The sequence below is a fragment of the Amycolatopsis benzoatilytica AK 16/65 genome (assembly GCF_000383915.1).
Lineage (GTDB): Bacteria > Actinomycetota > Actinomycetes > Mycobacteriales > Pseudonocardiaceae > Amycolatopsis > Amycolatopsis benzoatilytica.
In genome coordinates this window covers 6,156,507-6,178,732 of record NZ_KB912942.1, presented here as the reverse complement: position 1 = coordinate 6,178,732, position 22,226 = coordinate 6,156,507, and the positions used below count along the sequence as shown (strand labels likewise).

Sequence of the window (22,226 nt, the reverse complement as noted above, 5' to 3'; positions counted from 1 at the left end):
CCGGCGGTGAATTCGGAACTCGCACTGGCGAGCCTGCGCGGCCTGGCGATCGGCGACGGGTTCGGCGAGCGGTTGTCGCGGCCCGGGGACCATCCGGACCTGACTGCGCGGACGCTGCCGGACGGGCCGTGGTTGTGGACCGACGACACGGAGATGGCCTGTTCTGTCTACGCGGTGCTGCGCCGGCACGGGTACGTCGACCAGGAGGCGCTGGCGGCGTCGTTCGCGGAGCGCTACGACACGGGAATCGACCGGGGGTACGGACCGGGGACCGAGCGGTTGCTGGTCCAGCTGAGGCGCGGGTCGTCGTGGCGGGAGTTGGCGGACCGGGACGGACGAGGCGGGTCGTGGGGCAACGGCGGGGCGATGCGGGTGGCGCCGCTGGGGGCGTTCTTCGGGGCGGATCTGCCTCGGGTCCTGCTGGAAGCCGAGCGCTCGGCGGTGGTGACGCATGCGCATCTGGAGGGCGTGGCCGGGGCGGTGGCGGTCGCGGTGGCCGCGTCGCTGCGGGCGGTGCGGCCCCGGCTGGGCGGGGCGGAGCTGCTGGAGGGGGTGCTGCCGTTCGTGCCGCCAGGGTTGGTGCGGGACGGGCTGGCGAAGGCGGCGCGGGTGATGGGGGAGCCGGCGGAGGTCGCCGCGAGCGAGCTGGGGGCGGGGCAGCGGATGTCGGCGCAGGACACAGTGCCGTTGGCGTTGTGGGTGGCTGCTTCGTTCTCCGGGAGCTTCGAAGACGCGTTGTGGACGGTCGTGCGGGTAGCCGACGACGTGGACACGGTAGGGGCGATGGTGGGCGGAGTGCTGGCGGCGGGGGAGCACGAGGTGCCAGCGGAGTGGGGGCGGCGGGCGGAGCCGTTGCCCGGGTGGGTTCTCGGGTGACCGGGTCGCCGATCGCGCTGTGCCGGGACGGGCCCCTTGCACCGGGATGCTCCCGCCGCCTGCATGGCCCCGGGAGTTTGTGGTCCGTGAAGGGCCCCTTACCGGACTTAGATTCCCTCAAAGGGGCCCTTCACGGAGCGCTGGGCACGGAGCGCTGGGCACGGAGCGCGGGCTCGCGATCGCTCGCGGGATGTGATCCATCCCGCTCGGCCGGGCCGGTCCGAAATTTCGCCGGGTCCGGCGTCCGGTCCCGGCTGCGGCGCTGCGACCTGCGGCGCTGCAGGGCCGACCTGCGTCGGCTCGTCCTGGTACCGGGTGGTAACCGGGATGATCGTCCCGGTGGTCACCCTGCGCTGTCTTGTTCCGACGCTGCGCCAACCGGTCGGACCGCCGCGCGGCATCTTGACTCCGCAGCGCCGTGGGTTCACGCTTACTGCCAACGGTCACGGGCCGGGGACGCGAACCTTGCGGGAGGGGCGCGAAAACCGATCCGAATCGGGAGCCGGAAGGCGCAGTGAAGTCAGGGAGACCGAGCTGTCCGAAGGCGACGCAATGCAGGCTGGGCCCCGTCGGGAGCGCCCCCTGGACAGACTGCGTCGTTCGGGCTAGACTCCCTCTTTGCGCTGCCCTCTTTCAGTCTGCCCCGAGCCGGTAGTTAGGATAGTGGGCACACGGCACCCCTGACAGTCCGCGACAGCTGTTGCCATCGCGGCTGCTCACCGCTCATTGTCCCCGGAAGGACGCATCTTGGCAGTCTCTCCCGCGAACCAGGCCACTGCTGCGACCACCTCGGTAGAATCCCGCGCGCAGGCCACGGGAATCCCCGGAGCGCCCAAGCGGGTCTCCTTCGCAAAGATCCGCGAACCTCTTTCCACCCCGAACCTGCTGGACGTGCAGATCCAGTCGTTCCAGTGGTTCACCGGCGACGAGGCGTGGTTCGAGCGCCGCGTCAACGAAGGCGAAGAGAGCCCGGTCGGCGGCCTGGAAGAGGTCCTCAACGAGATCTCGCCGATCGAAGACTTCTCCGGCTCGATGTCCCTGTCCTTCTCCGCTCCGCGCTTCGACGAGGTCAAGGCCTCGATCGAGGAGTGCAAGGACAAGGACATGACGTACGCGGCCCCGCTGTTCGTCACCGCCGAGTTCGTCAACAACAACACTGGCGAGATCAAGAGCCAGACGGTCTTCCTGGGCGACTTCCCGGTCATGACCGACAAGGGCACCTTCATCATCAACGGCACCGAGCGGGTCGTCGTGTCCCAGCTGGTGCGTTCTCCGGGCGTGTACTTCGACAGCAGTGTCGACAAGACGACCGACAAGGACGTCTTCAGCGTGCGCGTCATCCCGAGCCGCGGCGCGTGGCTCGAGTTCGACGTCGACAAGCGCGACACCGTCGGCGTGCGCATCGACCGCAAGCGCCGCCAGCCGGTCACCGTGCTGCTGAAGGCGCTCGGCTGGACCACCGAGGCGATCCGCGAGCGCTTCTCCTTCTCCGAGACGCTGCTGGCCACCCTCGAGAAGGACCACACCGCCGGCACCGACGAGGCGCTGCTCGACATCTACCGCAAGCTCCGTCCGGGCGAACCGCCCACGAAGGAGAGCGCGCAGACGCTGCTGGAGAACCTGTTCTTCAAGCCGAAGCGCTACGACCTGGCCAAGGTCGGCCGGTACAAGACGAACAAGAAGCTGGGCCTCGACACCCCGTACGAGACCGGCACGCTGACCGAAGAGGACATCGTCTCGGCCATCGAGTACCTGGTCCGGCTGCACGCCGGCGAGGACAAGATGACCAGCTCGGCAGGCGTCGAGGTGCCGGTCGAGACCGACGACATCGACCACTTCGGCAACCGTCGCCTGCGCACCGTCGGCGAGCTGATCCAGAACCAGATCCGGGTCGGCCTCTCCCGCACCGAGCGCGTCGTGCGCGAGCGCATGACCACGCAGGACGTCGAGGCGATCACGCCGCAGACCCTGATCAACATCCGCCCGATCGGCGCGGCGATCAAGGAGTTCTTCGGCACCTCGCAGCTGTCGCAGTTCATGGACCAGAACAACCCGCTGTCGGGCCTGACGCACAAGCGTCGTCTTTCGGCTCTCGGCCCGGGCGGTCTGTCCCGTGAGCGCGCCGGCATGGAGGTCCGCGACGTCCACCCGTCGCACTACGGCCGGATGTGCCCGATCGAGACGCCGGAAGGCCCGAACATCGGCCTGATCGGCTCGCTCTGCTCCTACGCGCGGGTCAACCCGTTCGGCTTCATCGAGACGCCCTACCGCAAGGTCGTCGAGGGTCAGGTCACCGACCAGGTCGACTACCTGACCGCGGACGAGGAAGACCGTTACGTCAAGGCGCAGGCCAACGCGCCGCTCACCGACGACGGCCACTTCGTCGAGGGCAAGGTCCTCGGCCGGCGCAAGGGCGGCGAGGTCGAGCTGATCGACCCGCTCGAGATCGACTACATGGACGTGTCGCCGCGGCAGATGGTCTCCGTCGCCACCGCGATGATCCCGTTCCTCGAGCACGACGACGCGAACCGCGCGCTGATGGGCGCGAACATGCAGCGCCAGGCTGTTCCGCTGCTGCGCAACCAGGCGCCGTACGTGGGCACCGGCGTGGAGCTGCGCGCCGCGGTCGACGCCGGGGACGTCCTGGTCGCCGAGCAGGCCGGCGTGGTCGAGGAGCTGTCCGCGGACATCATCACGATCATGCACGACGACGGCACGCGGAAGAGCTACGGACTGTACAAGTTCCGCCGCTCCAACCACGGCACGTGCTTCAACCACCGGCCGATCGTGAACGAGGGCGACCGGGTCGAGCAGGGCCAGGTCATCGCCGACGGCCCGTCCACCGAGAACGGTGAGATGGCGCTCGGCAAGAACCTCCTCGTCGCGGTCATGCCGTGGGAGGGCCACAACTACGAGGACGCGATCATCCTCTCCGAGCGCCTGGTGCAGGACGACGTGCTGACGTCGATCCACATCGAGGAGCACGAGATCGACGCCCGCGACACCAAGCTGGGCGCCGAGGAGATCACCCGGGACATCCCGAACGTCTCCGAGGAGGTCCTGGCCGACCTCGACGAACGCGGCATCATCCGGATCGGTGCCGAGGTTCGCGACGGCGACATCCTGGTCGGCAAGGTCACGCCGAAGGGCGAGACCGAGCTGACCCCGGAGGAGCGGCTGCTCCGCGCGATCTTCGGCGAGAAGGCGCGCGAGGTCCGCGACACCTCGCTGAAGGTGCCGCACGGCGAGACCGGCAAGGTCATCGGCATCCGGGTGTTCTCCCGCGAGGACGACGACGAGCTGCCCCCGGGCGTCAACGAGCTGGTCCGCGTCTACGTGGCCCAGAAGCGCAAGATCCAGCCGGGCGACAAGCTCGCCGGCCGGCACGGCAACAAGGGTGTCATCGGCAAGATCCTGCCGGTCGAGGACATGCCGTTCATGGAGGACGGCACCCCGGTCGACATCATCCTGAACACCCACGGTGTGCCGCGACGGATGAACATCGGTCAGATCCTCGAGCTGCACCTCGGCTGGCTGGCCTCGCAGGGCTGGACGATCGAGGGCAACCCGGACTGGGCGAAGAACCTGTCCGAGGAGCTCTACGACGTCGCGCCGAACACGAACACCGCCACCCCGGTGTTCGACGGCGCGAAGGAAGAGGAGCTCACCGGGCTGCTGGGCGCGACCAAGCCGAACCGCGACGGCGAGCGGATGGTCAAGGAGAACGGCAAGGCCACGCTGTTCGACGGCCGCTCCGGCGAGCCGTACCCGTACCCGGTGTCGGTCGGCTACATGTACATCCTGAAACTGCACCACCTGGTCGACGACAAGATCCACGCCCGCTCCACCGGCCCGTACTCGATGATCACCCAGCAGCCGCTGGGCGGTAAGGCGCAGTTCGGCGGCCAGCGCTTCGGCGAGATGGAGTGCTGGGCGATGCAGGCCTACGGCGCGGCCTACACGCTGCAGGAACTGCTGACGATCAAGTCGGACGACGTGGTCGGCCGCGTCAAGGTGTACGAGGCGATCGTCAAGGGGGAGAACATCCCCGAGCCGGGCATCCCGGAGTCGTTCAAGGTGCTCCTCAAGGAGCTCCAGTCGCTGTGCCTCAACGTCGAGGTGCTCTCCAGCGACGGTGCGGCGATCGAGATGCGCGACTCCGACGACGAGGACCTCGAGCGCGCCGCGGCGAACCTCGGCATCAACCTGTCCCGCAACGAGTCGCCCTCGGTGGACGACGTCGTGCACTGATTCGGTGTCGAGCCGGGATCTGCCTCCCGCGGATCCCGGCTCCACCGCCGACCCCTCTCTAGCCGAAACAACCCCAAGGGGACTTAGACGTGCTGGACGTCAACTTCTTCGATGAGCTCCGGATTGGTCTCGCCACCGCCGACGACATCCGTCAGTGGTCCTTCGGCGAGGTCAAGAAGCCGGAGACCATCAACTACCGGACCCTGAAGCCGGAGAAGGACGGGCTCTTCTGCGAGAAGATCTTCGGTCCGACCCGGGACTGGGAGTGCTACTGCGGCAAGTACAAGCGCGTCCGGTTCAAGGGCATCATCTGCGAGCGCTGCGGCGTCGAGGTCACTCGCGCCAAGGTGCGTCGTGAGCGGATGGGCCACATCGAGCTGGCCGCGCCGGTCACTCACATCTGGTACTTCAAGGGCGTTCCGTCGCGCCTGGGCTACCTGCTGGACCTGGCGCCCAAGGACCTCGAGAAGATCATCTACTTCGCGGCCTACGTGATCACCGGCGTGAACACCGAGCTGCGGCACACCGACCTGCCGACGCTGGAGAACGAGATCGGCGTCGAGCGCAAGAACCTCGAGACCAAGCGCGACGCGGACATCGAGGCCCGTGCGCAGAAGCTGGAAGCCGACCTGGCCGAGCTGGAGGCGGAGGGCGCCAAGTCCGACGTCCGGCGCAAGGTCAAGGAAGGCGGCGAGCGCGAGATGCGCCAGCTGCGCGACCGCGCCGGCCGCGAGCTGGACCGTCTCGAGGAGGTCTGGACGACCTTCACGAAGCTCGACACCCGTCAGCTGATCGCCGACGAGCTGCTCTACCGCGAGCTGGTCGACCGCTACGGCGAGTACTTCACCGGCGGCATGGGCGCGGAGGCCATCCAGAAGCTGGCCGCCGAGTTCGACGTCGCCGCGGAGGCGGACAACCTGCGCGACACCATCCGCAACGGCAAGGGGCAGAAGAAGCTCCGCGCGCTGAAGCGGCTCAAGGTCGTCGCCGCGTTCCAGGCGACCGGCAACGACCCGCGCGGCATGGTGCTCGACGCCGTCCCGGTCATCCCGCCGGACCTGCGCCCGATGGTGCAGCTGGACGGTGGCCGCTTCGCCACGTCGGACCTGAACGACCTGTACCGCCGCGTGATCAACCGGAACAACCGGCTCAAGCGGCTGATCGACCTCGGTGCGCCCGAGATCATCGTCAACAACGAGAAGCGGATGCTGCAGGAGGCCGTCGACGCGCTGTTCGACAACGGCCGCCGCGGCCGTCCGGTCACCGGCCCGGGCAACCGGCCGCTGAAGTCGCTGTCCGACCTGCTCAAGGGCAAGCAGGGCCGGTTCCGCCAGAACCTGCTCGGCAAGCGCGTCGACTACTCCGGCCGTTCGGTCATCATCGTCGGCCCGCAGCTGAAGCTGCACCAGTGCGGTCTGCCGAAGGACATGGCGCTCGAGCTGTTCAAGCCGTTCGTCATGAAGCGGCTGGTCGACCTGAACCACGCGCAGAACATCAAGTCCGCCAAGCGGATGGTGGAGCGCTCGCGGCCGCAGGTGTGGGACGTGCTGGAAGAGGTCATCACCGGCCACCCGGTGATGCTGAACCGGGCGCCGACCCTGCACCGGCTGGGCATCCAGGCCTTCGAGCCGCAGCTGGTCGAAGGCAAGGCCATCCAGCTGCACCCGCTGGTCTGTGAAGCGTTCAACGCGGACTTCGACGGCGACCAGATGGCGGTGCACCTGCCGCTGTCGGCCGAGGCGCAGGCCGAGGCCCGGATCCTGATGCTGTCGGCGAACAACATCCTGTCGCCGGCGTCGGGCCGTCCGCTCGCCATGCCGCGTCTGGACATGGTCACCGGTCTGTTCCACCTGACCCGCCTGAACGAGAACGCCGAGGGCGCGGGCAACGCGTACTCGTCGCCGGCCGAGGCGATCATGGCCTTCGACCGCAAGGCGCTGAGCCTGCACGCCCCGATCAAGATCCGCGTGCGGGACCGGCAGCCTGCCAAGGCCGACGAGGCGCGGCTGGCCGAGGCGGGCTGGGAACCGGGCAAGACCTGGCTGGCGGAAACCACCCTGGGCCGGGTCCTGTTCAACGACCTGCTGCCGGCGGACTACCCGTTCATCAACGAGCCGATGCCGAAGAAGCGGCAGGCGGCCATCGTGAACGACCTCGCCGAGCGGTACTCGATGACGCAGGTCGCGCAGACGCTGGACAAGCTCAAGGACGCCGGCTTCTACTGGGCGACCCGCTCGGGCGTCACGGTCGCGATCTCGGACGTGCTGACCCCGGTCGGCAAGAAGGCCATCCTCGACGAGTACGAGGGCAAGGCCGACCAGGTCGAGAAGCGGTACCAGCGCGGTCAGCTGTCGCACGCCGAGCGCAACAACGAGCTCGTCAAGGTGTGGACGCAGGCGACCGAAGAGGTCCACAAGATCATGGAGACGGCGCTGCCGGACGACAACCCGATCGCGATGATCGTGAAGTCGGGCGCGGCGGGCAACATGACGCAGGTCCGGTCGCTGGCCGGCATGCGTGGCCTGGTGTCGAACCCGAAGGGCGAGTACATCCCGCGTCCGATCAAGGCGAACTTCCGTGAGGGCCTGTCGGTGGCGGAGTACTTCATCGCCACCCACGGTGCCCGGAAGGGTCTGGCGGACACGGCGCTGCGTACCGCCGACTCGGGTTACCTGACCCGGCGTCTGGTGGACGTCTCGCAGGACGTCATCGTCCGCGAGGTCGACTGCGGCACCATGCGCGGCATCAACATGCCGATCGGCGAGGACCTCGGCGACGGCAAGGTCGTGCGCGACCAGCACGTCGAGACCAGCGTGTACGCGCGGAACCTCGCGACGGACGCGGTGGACGCCAAGGGCAACGTCGTGCTGAACGCGGGCGACGACATCGGCGACCCGGCGCTGGACAAGCTCATCTCCAGCGGCATCACCAAGGTCAAGGTCCGCTCGGTGCTGACCTGCGAGTCGGCGGTCGGCGTGTGCGCGACCTGCTACGGCCGCTCGATGGCGACCGGCCAGCTGGTCGACGTCGGCGAGGCCGTCGGCATCGTCGCCGCCCAGTCGATCGGTGAGCCGGGCACGCAGCTGACGATGCGTACCTTCCACCAGGGTGGTGTCGCCGGTGACGACATCACGACCGGTCTGCCCCGTGTCACCGAGCTTTTCGAGGCTCGCGTGCCGAAGGGCAAGGCGCCGATCGCGGACGTCGACGGCCGGGTGCGGATCGAGGAGAGCGAGCGGTTCTGGAAGATCACCCTGATCCCGGACGACGGGTCGGAGGAGATCGTCTTCGACAAGCTGTCCAAGCGGCAGCGGCTCGCCAACACCCCGAACGGCCCGCTGGGCGACGGCGACCACGTCGCGGTTGGCCAGCAGCTGCTCGAAGGCACGCCGGACCCGCACGAGGTCCTGCGTGTCATGGGCCCGCGCGAGGCGCAGATGCACCTCACCGACGAGGTCCAGAAGGTGTACCGGGCGCAGGGTGTGTCGATCCACGACAAGCACATCGAGGTCATCGTGCGGCAGATGCTGCGCCGCGTGACGATCATCGACTCCGGGGCCACCGACTTCCTGCCGGGCGAACTGCCCGAGCGGACGAAGTTCGAGGCCACGAACCGGGCCGCGGTCGCCGAGGGCGGCGAGCCGGCTTCGGGTCGCCCGGTGCTGATGGGCATCACCAAGGCGTCGCTGACCACGGACTCGTGGCTGTCGGCGGCTTCGTTCCAGGAGACCACGCGCGTTCTGACCGACGCGGCCATCAACGGCCGTTCGGACAAGCTCGTGGGCCTCAAGGAGAACGTCATCATCGGTAAGCTCATCCCGGCCGGTACCGGTATCAACAAGTACCGGAACATCCAGGTGCAGCCGACCGAAGAGGCGCGGGTCGCGGCGTACGCGATCCCGTCCTACGACGACGGCTACTACACCCCGGACGTGTTCGGTTCGGGCACCGGTGCCGCGGTTCCGCTGGACGACTACGACTTCGGTCGCGACTTCCGCTGAACCACGCGTAGCTGAACGACGAAACGCCCCCGGCTTCGGCCGGGGGCGTTTCGCTGTGCCGTGCGGGGTGATCAGCCCGCGACGGGCACGCCGAGACGGTCCAGGAATTCGGCGATCAGGTCGATTTCGGCGACCAGGGTTTCCGGGTCGAGCTCTCTCCGGTACACGGCGTAGCACCAACCGTGGTCGAGCCCGACGAGGTCCGGCAGCTGGTCGCGGTTGCCGCGCAGCCAGTCCACGATGTCCGGGGTGATCGCCTGGGCGGCGAATGCCGGGTCGCTGGTGTAGCCTGTGAACTCGTTGTCGGGCAACGGGAACTGCTCCCAGCGGCCAACCGATGGCGAGCTTCGAGCTTCCGCGCCGAACACCCTGTGCCGATGGTCTCTGAGGTCCCTGGTTCGGCCGAAGATCCGCACCAGATCGGGCGGATAGGCCTTGGCGATCTTCATTCCGGACACTGGCCCGGTCCTCGTCTCGATGGTGTATTCGAACACCCGCCGAGGACTGTTGCTTCCGGCGCGGACCGAGGCGTAGTACTCACTGACACGGAATTGCCTCCTTCCGCGCAGTACATCCATCGCGAGGTCGACCGTGGGCGGCTTGCCAGGAAAGGTCATGCCCTCCCGAATGGTCTTCGGCTTGTACAGTTCGCCAAGCGGCTTCCGGCGCTGGGCTGAGCGAGGTCGGCCATTTTCCAGCTCGGTGAGGGCGGATCCGCCGATCTGCTCAACCGCCGACCGCGACGCGTCGAGCCGAGCTTGCTCCGCTCGTTTCTCCTTCTGCGTCCAGCGATGGATGAAGTAGGCGGGAACCCCGAAGATCACGGTCGTGCCACCCGCGAGGGACAAGAGCGCTTGCGTGATGGTTTGCATCGCGCCTCAGAAATCCAGCTTCTTGCTGGTCTCGTCCGGCGACGATCCGTCTCCGGTCGCTGCGTACTCGACCGCCTTGCGGGTGTTCTCCAGGTGCCCCAACGGCTTCCCAGGTTTGACGGGCAGGTCCTCCTCGCCAGTTCCCAACCCGACCTGCGACCTTGCTTCCTCCTTCACCTTGGTCCACACGGCCTTCCCCACCTTGTTCTCGACCCGCGTTGCCACCGACTCGCCGCCTTCGGCGCCGACCTTCTTCACCGCATCCTTCGCCGCCGTGAAGAAGGTCTTGAAGCGTGCGATCAGGTCCTTGATCAGGTCGAGCAGCTTCTGCAGCCGGCTCACCTGCTTCGTCGCCTTGCCCGCGGTGGTGGCCGCGCGCACGCCGGTAGCCGCTCCGGCCGCCGCGGTGGACGCGCCGAACGACGGGACCGCCGCGGCGAGTGCCGGGATCCAGATCATGATCAGCCAGGTGATCAGCTCGGTCAGCAGCACCTTGATGAAGTCCTCGATGACGGTCATGATCATGCTGCTGATCTGCAGTAGCGTCGCGATGTCGCCGGCCTGGTCGGCGGTACCGATGATCCCGGTGGAGAACTTGGCCAGCTTCGCCGCCGCGGTGTCGGCCGCGCCGCCTTCCCACTGAGAGAGTGAGGTTTTCGCCTGCTCGCTGAATTGCTGGGCGAACTGCTCGAGCCCACGTCCGATGGCCGTGAAGTTCTCCGCCGCTTTGGACAGCGCCGGGCCGTCGCCGCTGACGAAGTGGATCGCGTCCTGCAGCGGGTCGCAGACCGCCAGCAGGAAGTTGAGCCCCTGGCCGACCAGCCAGCCGACCGGGTCCTGGGCGATGCCCATCGCGGTCTCCGCGCACGACTGGATCAGGCCGGTCGATTCGGAGATCACCCCGCTCAGCCCGGTGGCGGTGTCGCCCGCCTTGATCGCGTCGCTGGTGCCGGCGTCGTAGAGCTTCACCGCGTTGCCCACGACCGGCAGTGCGTTGGCGATCTTCTTGCCCCGGCCGTCCTCCGGCTTGATCTCGATCTTGCCGAGCGGGTCCGTCATTTCGCCACCCCCGGCTTCGTGCCGGTGCCGATGCTGTCGAGCTGCCCCATGACGTCTTTCCAGCTGCGGCAGTGGTCGTCTTCGGTCTGGTCGTAGAATTCGCCGGCCCGCTTGATCTTGTCCGACGCGGACTGCAGGCCGTTCTCCATGTCGGTCAGCAGGTCTTTCATCTCGCCGAGCAGGTCGGTGTACATGTGCTTGACGAAGATGCCGACCACGCCCCAGGACTGGTTGCCGACGTCGGCCTGGTCCACCTTCCCCTTGACCCCGGCGACCGCAGTCTTGTTGCCGGCGAGCTGGTGGGAGTACTCGTACAGCTTCGCCGTCTGCACCTGGTAGCCGGACATCAGCGGTACTCCTCGTCGTCGAACAGGTTCTTCAGGAAGTCGTCCCCGGCCGAACGCGCTGTGGACGGGGGCGGCGGCGGGGCCTTGTCCTCCGGATCGGCCAGCAGTTCGCGTTCGGAGTAGTCCTCGTGCTGTTCCTCTTCGGCGCGCTGCCGGGTCGACGCCTCGCGCTGCTCGACGGCGGCGCGCAACTCCTCCACGTCGGTCCCGAGCAGTTCGGCCTGCGTCGCCAGCACCTGCTCGGTGAGCTGCAACGAGTTGCCCAGGTGCTGATCCACCAGCACGGCCTGCTGCCGCGCGGACGCGGCGACCGCTTGCTGCAGGGTCGTCATCAACGTCCCGGACAGTGCCGCTCCGCCTTGGCTCAACGCGGCATCGGTGACCCGGATGTCCTTGATCGTCCCGCCCGGGCCGGCGATCACGGTGATCGACTGATCCGGCGAGGTCGCCTTCGCTTCGAGCGCGCCCAGCTCCTCCTGCATCTGCGCGATACCGGCGAACTGGTCGTCCACCCGCTGCAACTTCGATTGGAACTTGTCGAACTCCGCGACCAGCCGATCGAACTCCGCTGACATGCTTCCCCTCCTGATGATCCGGCCGTACCTAACATAATGGACTAACCGGGCGTTTCCGGAGGAGAAACAGCCGAATGCGTTGCGCTGTGTGACGGGTCCGGAGACGGTACTTGTATCGTCGCCGGCTGACCGCGGATCGCTTACCGTCGCGCACGTGGCTGATGTCGTGCCGTTCACGGACAACTTCCAGGACCTCTCCAACGCGCAGGGCTACCAGTTCGAATTCCGCTGCGAACGCTGCGGGAACGGGTACCGGTCGGCGTTCCAGCGTGACGCGATGGAAACCGGGCGCAGCATGCTGCGCGCCGTCGGCTCCTTCTTCGGCGGGACGCTGCAGCAGTTGAGCAGCTCCGCCGACCAGTGGAAGTACGACCGCGCAACGAATTCGTCGGCGAAAGATCGCGCGCTGACCTCGGCTGTCCAGGAGATCACCCCGCGCTTCCGGCAGTGCCGAGGCTGCAGCGACTGGATGTGCGCGGACCAATGCTGGAACGAGGAAGCAGGCCAGTGCCTGCACTGCTCGCCGAGCGTGGCCGAGGAAGTGTCGCGGGCGCAGGCCGCCGCGCAGCGCGACCAGATCTGGGACCAGGCCCGGGAGAAGAACTGGACCAAGGACCTGGACCTCGACACTCGGGCGAAGCTGACCTGCCCGGACTGCGGCACGAAGATCAATGGCGGCAAATTCTGCACCGCCTGTGGAAGTTCCCTCTCCCCGATCGTCCACTGTGGAGAGTGCGGCAAGGAGTCGAAGGCCGGTGCGGTGTTCTGCGCCGACTGCGGGCATCGGCTCTGACCCGTCCCGGTCGGCGCTGACCGGGACCAGCGTCAGTGCAGCGGCGGTGCTACCTGAATTTGCTCGGCTTGGTCCTTCCGCGCCCGGCGCGGCCGGCGGGGCAAGTAGGTCGCTTGGGCCAGCCAAGCGCCGAGGAGCAAACCAGGTGCGGCGAAACTGGTCGTGACCCATCCCTCGATATCGTGGCTGAACACCGGATGCCACCACATCGGTCCGACGTTGAGCGGGATGGTGTCGCCGACCTCCGGGTTGCCGGGCGGGTTGACCAGTTCCAACTGGCGCTGGGCGCCTCCGGCCTGGTAGGTCCCGGTGAGTTTCCGGTACTCGGTTCGGCTGCAGAGCAGGTCGGTCCTGGCGCAGCTTTTGACGTAGGTCCGGGCTTTGGTCACCGTCAACGGGACGGTGTCGGTCTGGCCGGTCAGCGCCGCCGCCAGGTTGATCGCCGGCATCCCGCAGCCCACCAGCAGGGCCAGTGCGACCACCGAACGGAAGACCAGCGACCCGCCGGTGATCGGCTTCCGGCTCGCGAGTTCCCGCCGAGTGTTGACGCTGGACAGTACGGAGCCGCCGCCCGTTCCGCGCCATGCTTCGACGGCGGTCTGAGTGCCCGTCGCCATCGCGCCGAAGGCGGTTCCCCGCCATACTGCCGGCGTCACCGCCGCGGCGAAGAGCGCGAGGGAGCGACCGCTGCCGATGATCCGGGCAGGGGACATCCGGCCGGAATCGACGGTCCACAGCGCGTCCTGGTCGAACCCGAACGCCCTGTCCACGAGGGCCGGTTCGGTCCGCAGCAGAGTGCGGATCTCCGGGGTGAGCACGGCTGCCGCGAAGCCTGGCTCGTTCGTGCTGACCTCATACCATTTGTCGAACTCCGGATCCACCGGGATCGGCTGCACGTCGGCCGGTTTAGGGGTGCCGAACGCGGTACGGCCGATGCGGGTGTCCCGCGTCGGCGAGCCGTGCATGATCGCGCCGTTCATGAAGGATCGCGGGGAGATCAGCAGCGTCGGGCCCGGCGGGATGCGCAACTCGGTCATGGTGAACGTGCCGTCGGCTACGGCGTATTCGTAGCCCAGCAGCCGGTGGCTTTGGTGCTCGAACTCGGCGAACCGCGGCGGCCGCTGCGGGCCTGGGCCATGGAGCGGCCAGGTTCGCCGTGCCGCCGGGAAAACACCGAATGTCGGCTCGGCCGAGGCGTGCCGTTTGGCCGACATCCGCAACGGCATGCCCAGCCGCCGTTTTCGCAGGAGCACGATCGCCGTGCCGAGCGCGGCCGCCGCGGCCGCCCCGTAGACCAAGCCCCAGCGGGTGAAACCGAGGCTGAACCAGAAAACGGTGGTGATGGCGAAGAAGAACACTGCCAGCGCGGTCATCGCCCGTACTCCGGGCGCGCCGGCTTCGCTCATCTTGCCGCGGGCCCAGAGCGCGGTCCCGCCCGCTGCGTAGCCGATCACGATGATCCACGGCAGGTTGACGTTGTTCATCGATCAGCTCATGTCGAGGTTGTCGCGGGTCTCCTCGGTGCTGTGATGGTGGCTCGCTTTGTCGGCCTCGTCGTACACCTTCTTGCCCGCCTTGAAGATGGTCGTGCCCTTCTTGACTTTGCCCGCCTCGCCGAAGTCTTTCCAGTCGTCTTGGGAGACGCCGGTGTACTCCTCGATGGCTTTCTCTCCGAGCTTCTCGCCGAATTTCTTGGGTGCGCCCTTCAAGATGTCGCCCGCTTCGCTGCGGAACACCGCGCCCTTGACGCCGAAGTCGTTCGCGAGCGCGCCGCCCACCGCGTTGCCGAGCTTCGGGTGCGCTGCTCGCCCGCCCTTGGCCAGCGCCCGGAACTTGCCTTCCTCGTCCCACATTTTCGCGGCCCACTTGCCCAGGAAAGCCATGAACTTCTCGAGCAGCTTGCCCAGTTTTCCGAGCCGCTTGGTGACCTTCGCGAACGCGGCGGCCACCTTCGCGATGGTCGCGGTCGTGGCCGCGGCGACGCTCGAGCCCGCGGTGATCAGCGCGGAGGCCAGTGCGGGCAGCCAGATGTAGATGAGCGTGCTGATCAGGTCCGAGATGATCGCCTTGACGACCTCCTCGATGACCTCCATGACCATCGACCACATCTTGAGCGTCTCGGCGACCGCGTTCGCGGCGGAGCCGATGCCCTCGATGCCCTGAGAGAACTTGGCGAGCGCCGCGCGAGCCGCGTCGCCTGCCTCACCCTCCCAATCCTTCAGCGTTTCGTCGCCGGACTGCACGAATTCCTCGGCCAGCGAGACGAACCCCTCGCCGATCTTGTCGAAGTCGCCGGACGCGTCGCCGAGCGCCGGGCCGTCGCCGGTCACGAAGTGCAGCGCGTCCTGCAGCGGCTGGATCACCTCGAGCAGCATGTCCAGGCCGTTGCTGACCAGGGTGCCGACCGGGTCGAGGGCGAAGCTGACCACATCGCTGCCTGCCTCGGTCACGAACGACGCGCCGTCCGAGACGAGTTCCTTCCCCGCACTGACGATGCCGCCGACGCCTTCCGCCTCGCCGAAGTTCTCCTTGGCGTTCAGGATCGTCTTGATGCCGCCGCCCGCGATGGGGATGGACTCGGCGACCTTGCGCCCGTAGGAGTCCTCTTTGTGCAGCTCGATGCCGTCCGCGACGCTTTTCTCAGCCACCGTTGCCTGCCCAGTTCTCGCTCTCGATCGCCGTGCCGATCTTGTCCAGGGCGTCAGCGACTTCCTTTTCCTGCGTTTCGTAGATCTCCGCGGCCTTGCCCATCTTGTCGGTGAGCGCGTCGGTACCGGCCTTCATCGCCTCCAGCAACTGGCGGAGCTCGTCCAGCTTGCCGGTGTACATCTGCTTCGCGACCAAGCCGATCAGGCCCCAGGACTTGTCGCCGACGTCCGCGGTGTTGATCAGGTTCCCGAACTTCCCGGCCTCTTCCTTGTAATGGCCGAGGTCGGTTCCGTAGGTGCGCAGGGTGGCGACGTTCGTCTTGAAGCTCATCGGCGGTCGTCCCGGCCGAGGATGTCGTTGTCGAAGTAGTCGTCGTCCCGCTCGTCCGGATCCGGGCGGCGGCGCACCGGCGGGGGCGGGGGAGCCGGCTGCGCGTCGTCGCGGAGAACGTCCTCGGGGTCGAAGGCCGGCGGCTCCGGTTCCGGTTCGGGCAGCTGCGCCTGGACGGCCTCGGGCGTGGTGCCGCGGGCTTCGGCCTGCGCGGCCAGCACGCGCTCGGTCGTGTTCAGCCCGAAGGCGTTGCCGACCGCCGCGTCGACCACTTCGGCCTGCTCGACGGTCGCCGCGGCGACGGCCTGCCGCAGCGTGGTCAGGATGGTCGCGGCCAGCGCGTCCGGCGGCACTCGGTAGGCGTCCGCGGCCAGCCGGATGTTCCGGACCGACCCGCTCGGCCCGGCGACCACGGTCACCGTGCCGTCGGCGGAAGTCGCCGACGCTTCGAGCGCGGCCACCTCCTCCTGCATGTCGGCGACCTTGGCGAACTGCGCCTGCGCCTTCTCGATCTTGGTTTGGAACTTCGAGAACTCGGCAAGCAGCCGATCCATCTCTGTGGACATGACAATTCTCCCCTCTGCACTCGGAGGACGAGTATGCCCGTTGTGTCGGTATGCCGGAGCCGAACCGAACAATCGCTGAGCGTGAACCTCCGAACGGGGGACCACGCTGGTTACGAAAGGGTCACGAGCCGAGGCCTGGAAGGGCGTGCGGACAAGATCAGCCCGGACGGCGAAGTCGCCGGGTGCGCTGGAAGGCTCAGCTGAGGTCTTTTGAGAACCAGTGCTCGGCGTACTGGTCGTCGTTGAATGCCTCGACCTGCGCGTATCCCATCGCGGCATACAGGGCGCGGGCTTCGACCAGGTCGTCGCGTGTGTCCAGCTGCATCCGGACCGCGCCGAGGCCCTTCGCGGCTTTCTCGGCGGCCGCGACCAGCAGCCTGCCGCCGCCTTGTCCGCGGTGGTGTGGGCGCACGTACACCTTGGTCAGCGCGCTCAGTCCGGGCTGGACCAGCCGCACGCCCACGCATCCGGCCAGTTGTCCGTCGCGCCGGGCCAGGAGGAACGCCCCGGACGGCGGGACCAGGTCGTCGGCCGGTTCGTGCGCGAGCGCGATGTCCACTTCGTCCGGAGTAGCCGGCCGGTCATGGTAGCGCGACGCCAATTCGTCGATGTATTCCCGCAGGATCGCGGCGGCTTCCGGATGTTGGGGCGGCGTAACGGCCATCGTCCATTCCACGTATTCATCCTGGGGAGCCCGTCCACCGAATTCCGGGGCAGGTACCGTGCAATCGGCAGGGGAATCGAACGAGGGAGGCAGCATGGACGGCAGCGAGAACGTCGACCAGCAGCGGGAGCGGAAGACCGGCGGCCGGCACGGCGCGCCGGAGGGCGCGGGAGTGCACCCGCTCATCGATCTTTCGCGGGACCCGAACCCGGGCAAGCCGGACCACGCGAAGCCGGACCACTCGACGCCGGGCGAGGACTGATCCTCGCGGCCGGCCCGGCGTGCGTGCTCGCGCCGGGCCTGCCGTGGCTGGTGTTCGCCGAACTCGCGGTTCCTTGCGCGGCGCAGTACGCGCGGCGTAGCTGACGGTTCGTCAATTGTTGCTCCTGGCAGGACGGTTGCGGTTCCGCCGGAGGGTGTCGCTGAGGTCTGTCGGTGTGCGCGGACCGGGTTCTCCGCGCCGGAGCGCATCCCGCTCCGGCGGCCCGGTGTCCATTGTGGAACTTCCGGCAGTCTGGCCAAACGCGTAGCCGGAAAAGTCCGGCCGTCCGTCGGCGAGCTGGATACGGAAACCGGCAGTGGTCGTCCGGAGCGGTGAATCGCCGCGCCAGGGGAGCAGGGGCAGACTTCGGGTTTCGCGTCGAATTCTTGGCCGGACTGTCGTTAGCGGAATAGCCCATTTACCCGGTCTTTCGATGCGTGACTGAGACCCGTCGAGGTGCATTTCTGCGCGACTGTGGAGCATCCGATGAGAAGTTGTCCGGGCTAATATCGGAATTTGAACGACGACGTGGTGAATGCAGGCGGTCGCCTGTCTGGCGGGTACGACCGCGCTCGGGCCAAAGTGCTGAATCGATGGTTCTGGGCGCAGGATCTTCGTGGCGCGCCGAAGGATTCGGAAGCATGGTCCGACCGTCGCGGTGACGGGCGCAGTATCGAGAACGCTCTCGGCGGGCGCGGTCTTCTTCGCGTTCTTGGCATGATCGCGCCACCGCCCGGCCATTTCCTTGGGGTCCGGGCCAGGTTCGTCGGAGACGACATCGGGACGTGGCCAATGGTGTCCTGCTGCCGCCTCGACGCACTCCTTCGTGGACGCCTTGGGCCGGTATCCGGGCAGCCCGGAATTCGTCGTACCGAGTCGGTGGAACCAGCTTCGCCGATCCGTTTGCCGACCGTGCCGTCTGCGCCGTCTGTGCCGTCTGCGTTCCGTGCAGTTCGTGTCCACCGTGATCGCTGCGTCGCCCTTTCGGTTCCGTGCGGGTCGAGACGCCGGGTCGGCGAAGTTCTTCGCCAGCCGGTCGAGCCCCGTCGAGTCCGGTGGGGATCTGAGGTGAAGTCTTCGCTCAGGTGCTCAGCGCGAAAAGATCGCCGCCGGCGAGGCGGATCGCGTGAGCCTGGGTGCGCGGAGGCAATCGCGTCCTGCGCCGGGTGCACTGGAAGCAGTCGCGGCGGCGGGGCAACGGCCGTGGCTTCCCGCTCCTCGCCAGTCGCGGCCGCACCGGCCTGGTGTGCGACTACTGTCACACCGCCGTCCGGCGAAGTCGTCGGCAGAGCAAATTCTGCTGACATGCGCTTTCGCCGCCCCGGGCGGGCCGCTCTCGCCGTCGCGGCCTGTTCGTCCTCTCGGCGGGACTGACCGCGGAACCCGATCCGCGCGGCCGCCGGCCTAGGGGGACGATCCGTCCACGGACTGGTCGCGCCGTCCCGGAATGCGAATCGATCTGCGGCCTGACCGCGGGAAGCTCGCGCGCGAACCGGGAGGAGGCGGCTCGGGAACACTCGCCGGGCTGACGGCGTTCTGCTTGTCGGGAAGTCCCGCGCGGCACCGTCCCAGCGCCCCGATCTGGGGTTACGCTGACTGGTCGGCGCCCGTAGCGACCCCCCGCCCGGACCGCTCCGCGAGTGGACGGGTATCTTTGGAGACCGTGCCCGGCAGGCGTCGGGCCGCTCCGCGTGCCATTGAGCATGAGCGGGGTGCTTGCGCACCCGGTTCACCGGCCTCGATCACGTGGGGTTCCGACGGAAATCCCCTCCGGGAAGTTACTGGTCGCGAGACCGTGACGCGGGCCGACACGCCCGACCGCGGGGGCCGGTGAAGACACGAAGAAGCAAGATCACGACAGGAAGCTGGTCCATTGCCCACGATCCAGCAGCTGGTCCGCAAGGGCCGCCAGGACAAGGCTGCCAAGCAGAAGACCGCGGCCCTCAAGGGGAGCCCGCAGCGTCGTGGCGTGTGCACCCGCGTGTACACCACGACCCCGAAGAAGCCGAACTCGGCCCTGCGCAAGGTTGCTCGTGTGAAGCTGACCAGCGGCATCGAGGTCACCGCATACATCCCCGGTGAGGGTCACAACCTCCAGGAGCACTCGATGGTGCTCGTGCGCGGCGGTCGTGTGAAGGACCTGCCGGGTGTTCGGTACAAGATCATCCGCGGTTCGCTCGACACCCAGGGTGTGAAGAACCGGAAGCAGGCGCGCAGCCGTTACGGCGCGAAGAAGGAGAAGAGCTAATGCCTCGCAAGGGTCCGGCGCCGAAGCGGCCGCTGATCTCCGACCCCGTCTACGCCTCCCCGCTGGTCACCCAGCTGGTGAACAAGGTGCTGAAGGACGGCAAGCGGTCCCTCGCCGAGCGCATCGTCTACGGCGCGCTCGAAGGCGCCCGTGAGAAGACCGGCACCGACCCGGTCGTGACGCTCAAGCGCGCGCTCGACAACGTGAAGCCGAGCATCGAGGTGAAGAGCCGCCGCGTCGGTGGCGCCACCTACCAGGTGCCGATCGAGGTCAAGCCGGGCCGCTCCACCACGCTGGCGCTGCGCTGGCTGGTCTCCTTCTCGCAGGCCCGTCGCGAGAAGACGATGATCGAGCGGCTGCAGAACGAGCTGCTGGACGCGAGCAACGGCCTTGGCGCCAGCGTCAAGCGCCGCGAAGACACGCACAAGATGGCCGAGTCGAACAAGGCCTTCGCGCACTACCGCTGGTGATGACCGCCCGGCTGCCGAGGAACGCCATGCCGGGCCCCACGTTCGAGACAGGGGAACATTCTCGTGGCACGTGAAGTGCTGACCGACCTCAACAAGGTCCGCAACATCGGCATCATGGCGCACATCGACGCCGGTAAGACCACCACCACCGAGCGGATTCTGTTCTACACCGGGATCAACTACAAGCTCGGCGAAGTCCACGACGGCGCCGCCACGATGGACTGGATGGAGGAGGAGCAGAAGCGGGGTATCACCATCACCTCGGCTGCCACCACCACCTTCTGGAACGACTACCAGATCAACCTGATCGACACCCCCGGGCACGTCGACTTCACCGTCGAGGTGGAGCGCAACCTGCGGGTGCTCGACGGCGCGGTCGCCGTCTTCGACGGCAAGGAAGGCGTCGAGCCGCAGTCCGAGCAGGTCTGGCGGCAGGCGGACAAGTACGACGTCCCGCGCATCTGCTTCGTCAACAAGATGGACAAGCTGGGTGCGGACTTCTACTACACCCTGCAGACCATCTCGGACCGTCTTGGCGTCCGGCCGCTGGCCATCCAGCTGCCGATCGGCGCGGAGAACGACTTCGAGGGCGTCATCGACCTGGTCCGGATGAAGGCCCTGGTCTGGCGTGGCGAGGTGCAGAAGGGCGACGACTACTCCGTCGAGGACATCCCGGCCGAGCTGGCCGACCGCGCCGCGGAGTACCGCGAGAAGCTGATCGAGGCCGTCGCCGAGACCGACGACGCGCTGATGGAGAAGTTCCTCGAGGGCGAGGAGCTGACCCAGGACGAGATCAAGGGCGGCATCCGCAAGCTGGTCGTCACCCGCGAGGCGTTCCCGGTGCTCGCCGGCTCCGCGTTCAAGAACAAGGGCGTGCAGCCGATGCTGGACGCGGTCATCGACTACCTGCCGTCGCCGCTGGACGTGCCGCCGGTCGAGGGTCTGCTGCCGGACGGCGAGACCCCGGTCACCCGGCACGCGACGACCGAGGAGCCGTTCTCCGCGCTCGCGTTCAAGATCGCCGCGCACCCGTTCTTCGGCAAGCTGACCTACATCCGGGTCTACTCGGGCAAGGTCTCCGCCGGCGCCCAGGTCGTCAACGCGACCAAGGAGCGCAAGGAGCGCATCGGGAAGATCTTCCAGATGCACTCCAACAAGGAGAACCCGGTCGACGAGGCTCTGGCCGGCCACATCTACGCGGTCATCGGCCTGAAGGACACCACCACTGGTGACACCCTCGCCGACGCGCAGAACCCGGTCGTGCTCGAGTCGATGACCTTCCCGGACCCGGTTATCCGGGTGGCGATCGAGCCGAAGACCAAGGCCGACCAGGAGAAGCTGTCCCTGGCGATCCAGAAGCTCGCCGAGGAGGACCCGACTTTCCAGGTCCAGCTCGACGAGGAGACCGGTCAGACGATCATCGCCGGCATGGGCGAGCTCCACCTCGAGGTGCTCGTCAACCGGATGAAGTCCGACTACAAGGTCGAGGCGAACATCGGCAAGCCGCAGGTCGCCTACCGCGAGACCATCAAGAAGACGGTGGACAAGCTCGACTACGTCCACAAGAAGCAGACCGGTGGTTCCGGCCAGTTCGCGAAGGTCATCGTGAAGCTGGAGCCGCTCGAGCGCACCGACGGTGCTCTCTACGAGTTCGACAACAAGGTCACCGGTGGCCGCGTGCCGCGGGAGTACATCCCGTCGGTCGACGCGGGCGCCCAGGACGCCATGCAGTACGGCGTGCTGGCCGGCTACCCGCTCGTCGGGTTGAAGTTCACCTTGTTGGATGGCGCGTACCACGAGGTCGACTCTTCCGAAATGGCCTTCAAGATCGCCGGCTCCATGGCGATGAAGGAAGCCGCCCGGAAGGCCGGCCCGGTCATCCTCGAGCCGATGATGGCCGTCGAGGTCACGACTCCCGAGGACTACATGGGTGACGTGATCGGCGACCTCAACTCCCGCCGTGGCCAGATCCAGGCCATGGAGGAGCGCGCCGGTACCCGTGTCGTCAAGGCACTGGTCCCGCTGTCGGAGATGTTCGGCTACGTCGGCGACCTGCGGTCCCGTACCCAGGGCCGGGCGAACTACTCCATGGTGTTCGACTCCTACGCCGAGGTTCCCGCGAACGTCGCGAAGGAAATCATCGCGAAGGCGACGGGGGAGTAATCCCCTCCGCTCGCGGGCTTAAGGAACTCTCCTGAACGTCCGCAGCACGACGAAGAACGAATCGGGGGCCGGCAGCCACGTCGGCCCCCGGGCACAAAGC

Annotated in this window: 17 protein-coding genes; 8 read left to right on the top strand and 9 right to left on the bottom strand. The window is 67.6% G+C overall.

Translation table 11 applies throughout. The annotated features are described in order from the left end of the window. The first annotated feature begins 6 nt into the window (after positions 1-6). The 3 genes from AMYBE_RS0128550 to AMYBE_RS0128540 all read left to right on the top strand — a co-directional run bounded on the left by AMYBE_RS0128550 (position 7) and on the right by AMYBE_RS0128540 (position 9,128). Positions 7-876 (top strand): ADP-ribosylglycohydrolase family protein, encoded by an 870-nt coding sequence (locus tag AMYBE_RS0128550; RefSeq protein WP_020662818.1) that lies wholly within the window; start codon positions 7-9, stop codon positions 874-876. Between the two features lie 747 nt (positions 877-1,623). Beyond that, positions 1,624-5,127 carry a DNA-directed RNA polymerase subunit beta gene (gene rpoB / locus AMYBE_RS0128545; protein ID WP_020662817.1) on the top strand — a complete coding sequence of 1,168 codons (3,504 nt, stop codon included), beginning with the start codon at positions 1,624-1,626 and terminating at the stop codon, positions 5,125-5,127. 89 nt (positions 5,128-5,216) lie between these two features. After that, complete coding sequence (locus AMYBE_RS0128540) at positions 5,217-9,128, top strand: DNA-directed RNA polymerase subunit beta' (protein WP_020662816.1); 3,912 nt, start codon at positions 5,217-5,219, stop codon at positions 9,126-9,128. Positions 9,129-9,199: 71 nt separating this feature from the next. On the opposite strand, the gene AMYBE_RS0128535 is transcribed toward AMYBE_RS0128540, so the two are convergent. The 4 genes from AMYBE_RS0128535 to AMYBE_RS0128520 are packed head-to-tail and all read right to left on the bottom strand — an operon-like array spanning position 9,200 to position 11,981. Next, on the bottom strand, positions 9,200-10,000 hold the full coding sequence (locus AMYBE_RS0128535) for a hypothetical protein (RefSeq protein WP_020662815.1): 801 nt from the start codon (positions 9,998-10,000) through the stop codon (positions 9,200-9,202). Positions 10,001-10,006: 6 nt separating this feature from the next. Then, positions 10,007-11,059 (bottom strand): hypothetical protein, encoded by a 1,053-nt coding sequence (locus AMYBE_RS0128530; protein ID WP_020662814.1) that lies wholly within the window; start codon positions 11,057-11,059, stop codon positions 10,007-10,009. Then, a complete protein-coding gene (locus tag AMYBE_RS0128525) occupies positions 11,056-11,406 on the bottom strand; it encodes a hypothetical protein (protein ID WP_020662813.1) in 351 nt (116 codons plus the stop codon). Before AMYBE_RS0128525 ends, AMYBE_RS0128530 begins: the two co-directional genes overlap by 4 nt. Continuing rightward, on the bottom strand, positions 11,406-11,981 hold the full coding sequence (locus AMYBE_RS0128520; protein ID WP_020662812.1) for a YbaB/EbfC family nucleoid-associated protein: 576 nt from the start codon (positions 11,979-11,981) through the stop codon (positions 11,406-11,408). Before AMYBE_RS0128520 ends, AMYBE_RS0128525 begins: the two co-directional genes overlap by 1 nt. A 154-nt stretch (positions 11,982-12,135) precedes the next feature. On the opposite strand from AMYBE_RS0128520, the gene AMYBE_RS0128515 reads away from it, so the two are divergent. After that, positions 12,136-12,774: a zinc ribbon domain-containing protein gene (locus tag AMYBE_RS0128515; protein ID WP_245573261.1), complete on the top strand. Its 639-nt coding sequence runs from the start codon at positions 12,136-12,138 to the stop codon at positions 12,772-12,774. Positions 12,775-12,806: 32 nt separating this feature from the next. On the opposite strand, the gene AMYBE_RS0128510 is transcribed toward AMYBE_RS0128515, so the two are convergent. The 5 genes from AMYBE_RS0128510 to AMYBE_RS0128490 form a co-directional block, all read right to left on the bottom strand. Beyond that, positions 12,807-14,258 carry a hypothetical protein gene (locus AMYBE_RS0128510; protein WP_020662810.1) on the bottom strand — a complete coding sequence of 484 codons (1,452 nt, stop codon included), beginning with the start codon at positions 14,256-14,258 and terminating at the stop codon, positions 12,807-12,809. 3 nt (positions 14,259-14,261) lie between these two features. Further along, positions 14,262-15,422 (bottom strand): hypothetical protein, encoded by a 1,161-nt coding sequence (locus tag AMYBE_RS0128505; RefSeq protein WP_020662809.1) that lies wholly within the window; start codon positions 15,420-15,422, stop codon positions 14,262-14,264. Beyond that, a complete protein-coding gene (locus AMYBE_RS42460; protein ID WP_020662808.1) occupies positions 15,415-15,753 on the bottom strand; it encodes a type VII secretion target in 339 nt (112 codons plus the stop codon). The genes AMYBE_RS0128505 and AMYBE_RS42460 overlap by 8 nt, the downstream gene beginning before the upstream one ends. After that, positions 15,750-16,319 (bottom strand): YbaB/EbfC family nucleoid-associated protein, encoded by a 570-nt coding sequence (locus tag AMYBE_RS0128495; protein ID WP_020662807.1) that lies wholly within the window; start codon positions 16,317-16,319, stop codon positions 15,750-15,752. The genes AMYBE_RS42460 and AMYBE_RS0128495 overlap by 4 nt, the downstream gene beginning before the upstream one ends. A gap of 196 nt (positions 16,320-16,515) precedes the next feature. Beyond that, positions 16,516-16,995: a GNAT family N-acetyltransferase gene (locus AMYBE_RS0128490; RefSeq protein WP_020662806.1), complete on the bottom strand. Its 480-nt coding sequence runs from the start codon at positions 16,993-16,995 to the stop codon at positions 16,516-16,518. A gap of 82 nt (positions 16,996-17,077) precedes the next feature. Here AMYBE_RS0128490 and AMYBE_RS45500 point away from each other — a divergent pair, with 82 nt between their 5' ends. The 4 genes from AMYBE_RS45500 to fusA all read left to right on the top strand — a co-directional run bounded on the left by AMYBE_RS45500 (position 17,078) and on the right by fusA (position 22,126). Beyond that, on the top strand, positions 17,078-17,245 hold the full coding sequence (locus tag AMYBE_RS45500) for a hypothetical protein (protein WP_020662805.1): 168 nt from the start codon (positions 17,078-17,080) through the stop codon (positions 17,243-17,245). 1,873 nt (positions 17,246-19,118) lie between these two features. After that, a complete protein-coding gene (rpsL, locus tag AMYBE_RS0128480; protein ID WP_003102113.1) occupies positions 19,119-19,493 on the top strand; it encodes a 30S ribosomal protein S12 in 375 nt (124 codons plus the stop codon). After that, positions 19,493-19,963, top strand: coding sequence for a 30S ribosomal protein S7 (rpsG, locus tag AMYBE_RS0128475; RefSeq protein WP_020662804.1), 471 nt, complete (start codon positions 19,493-19,495; stop codon positions 19,961-19,963). The genes rpsL and rpsG overlap by 1 nt, the downstream gene beginning before the upstream one ends. Positions 19,964-20,026: 63 nt before the next feature. Continuing rightward, positions 20,027-22,126 (top strand): elongation factor G, encoded by a 2,100-nt coding sequence (gene fusA, locus AMYBE_RS0128470; RefSeq protein ID WP_020662803.1) that lies wholly within the window; start codon positions 20,027-20,029, stop codon positions 22,124-22,126. Positions 22,127-22,226 lie beyond the last annotated feature (100 nt).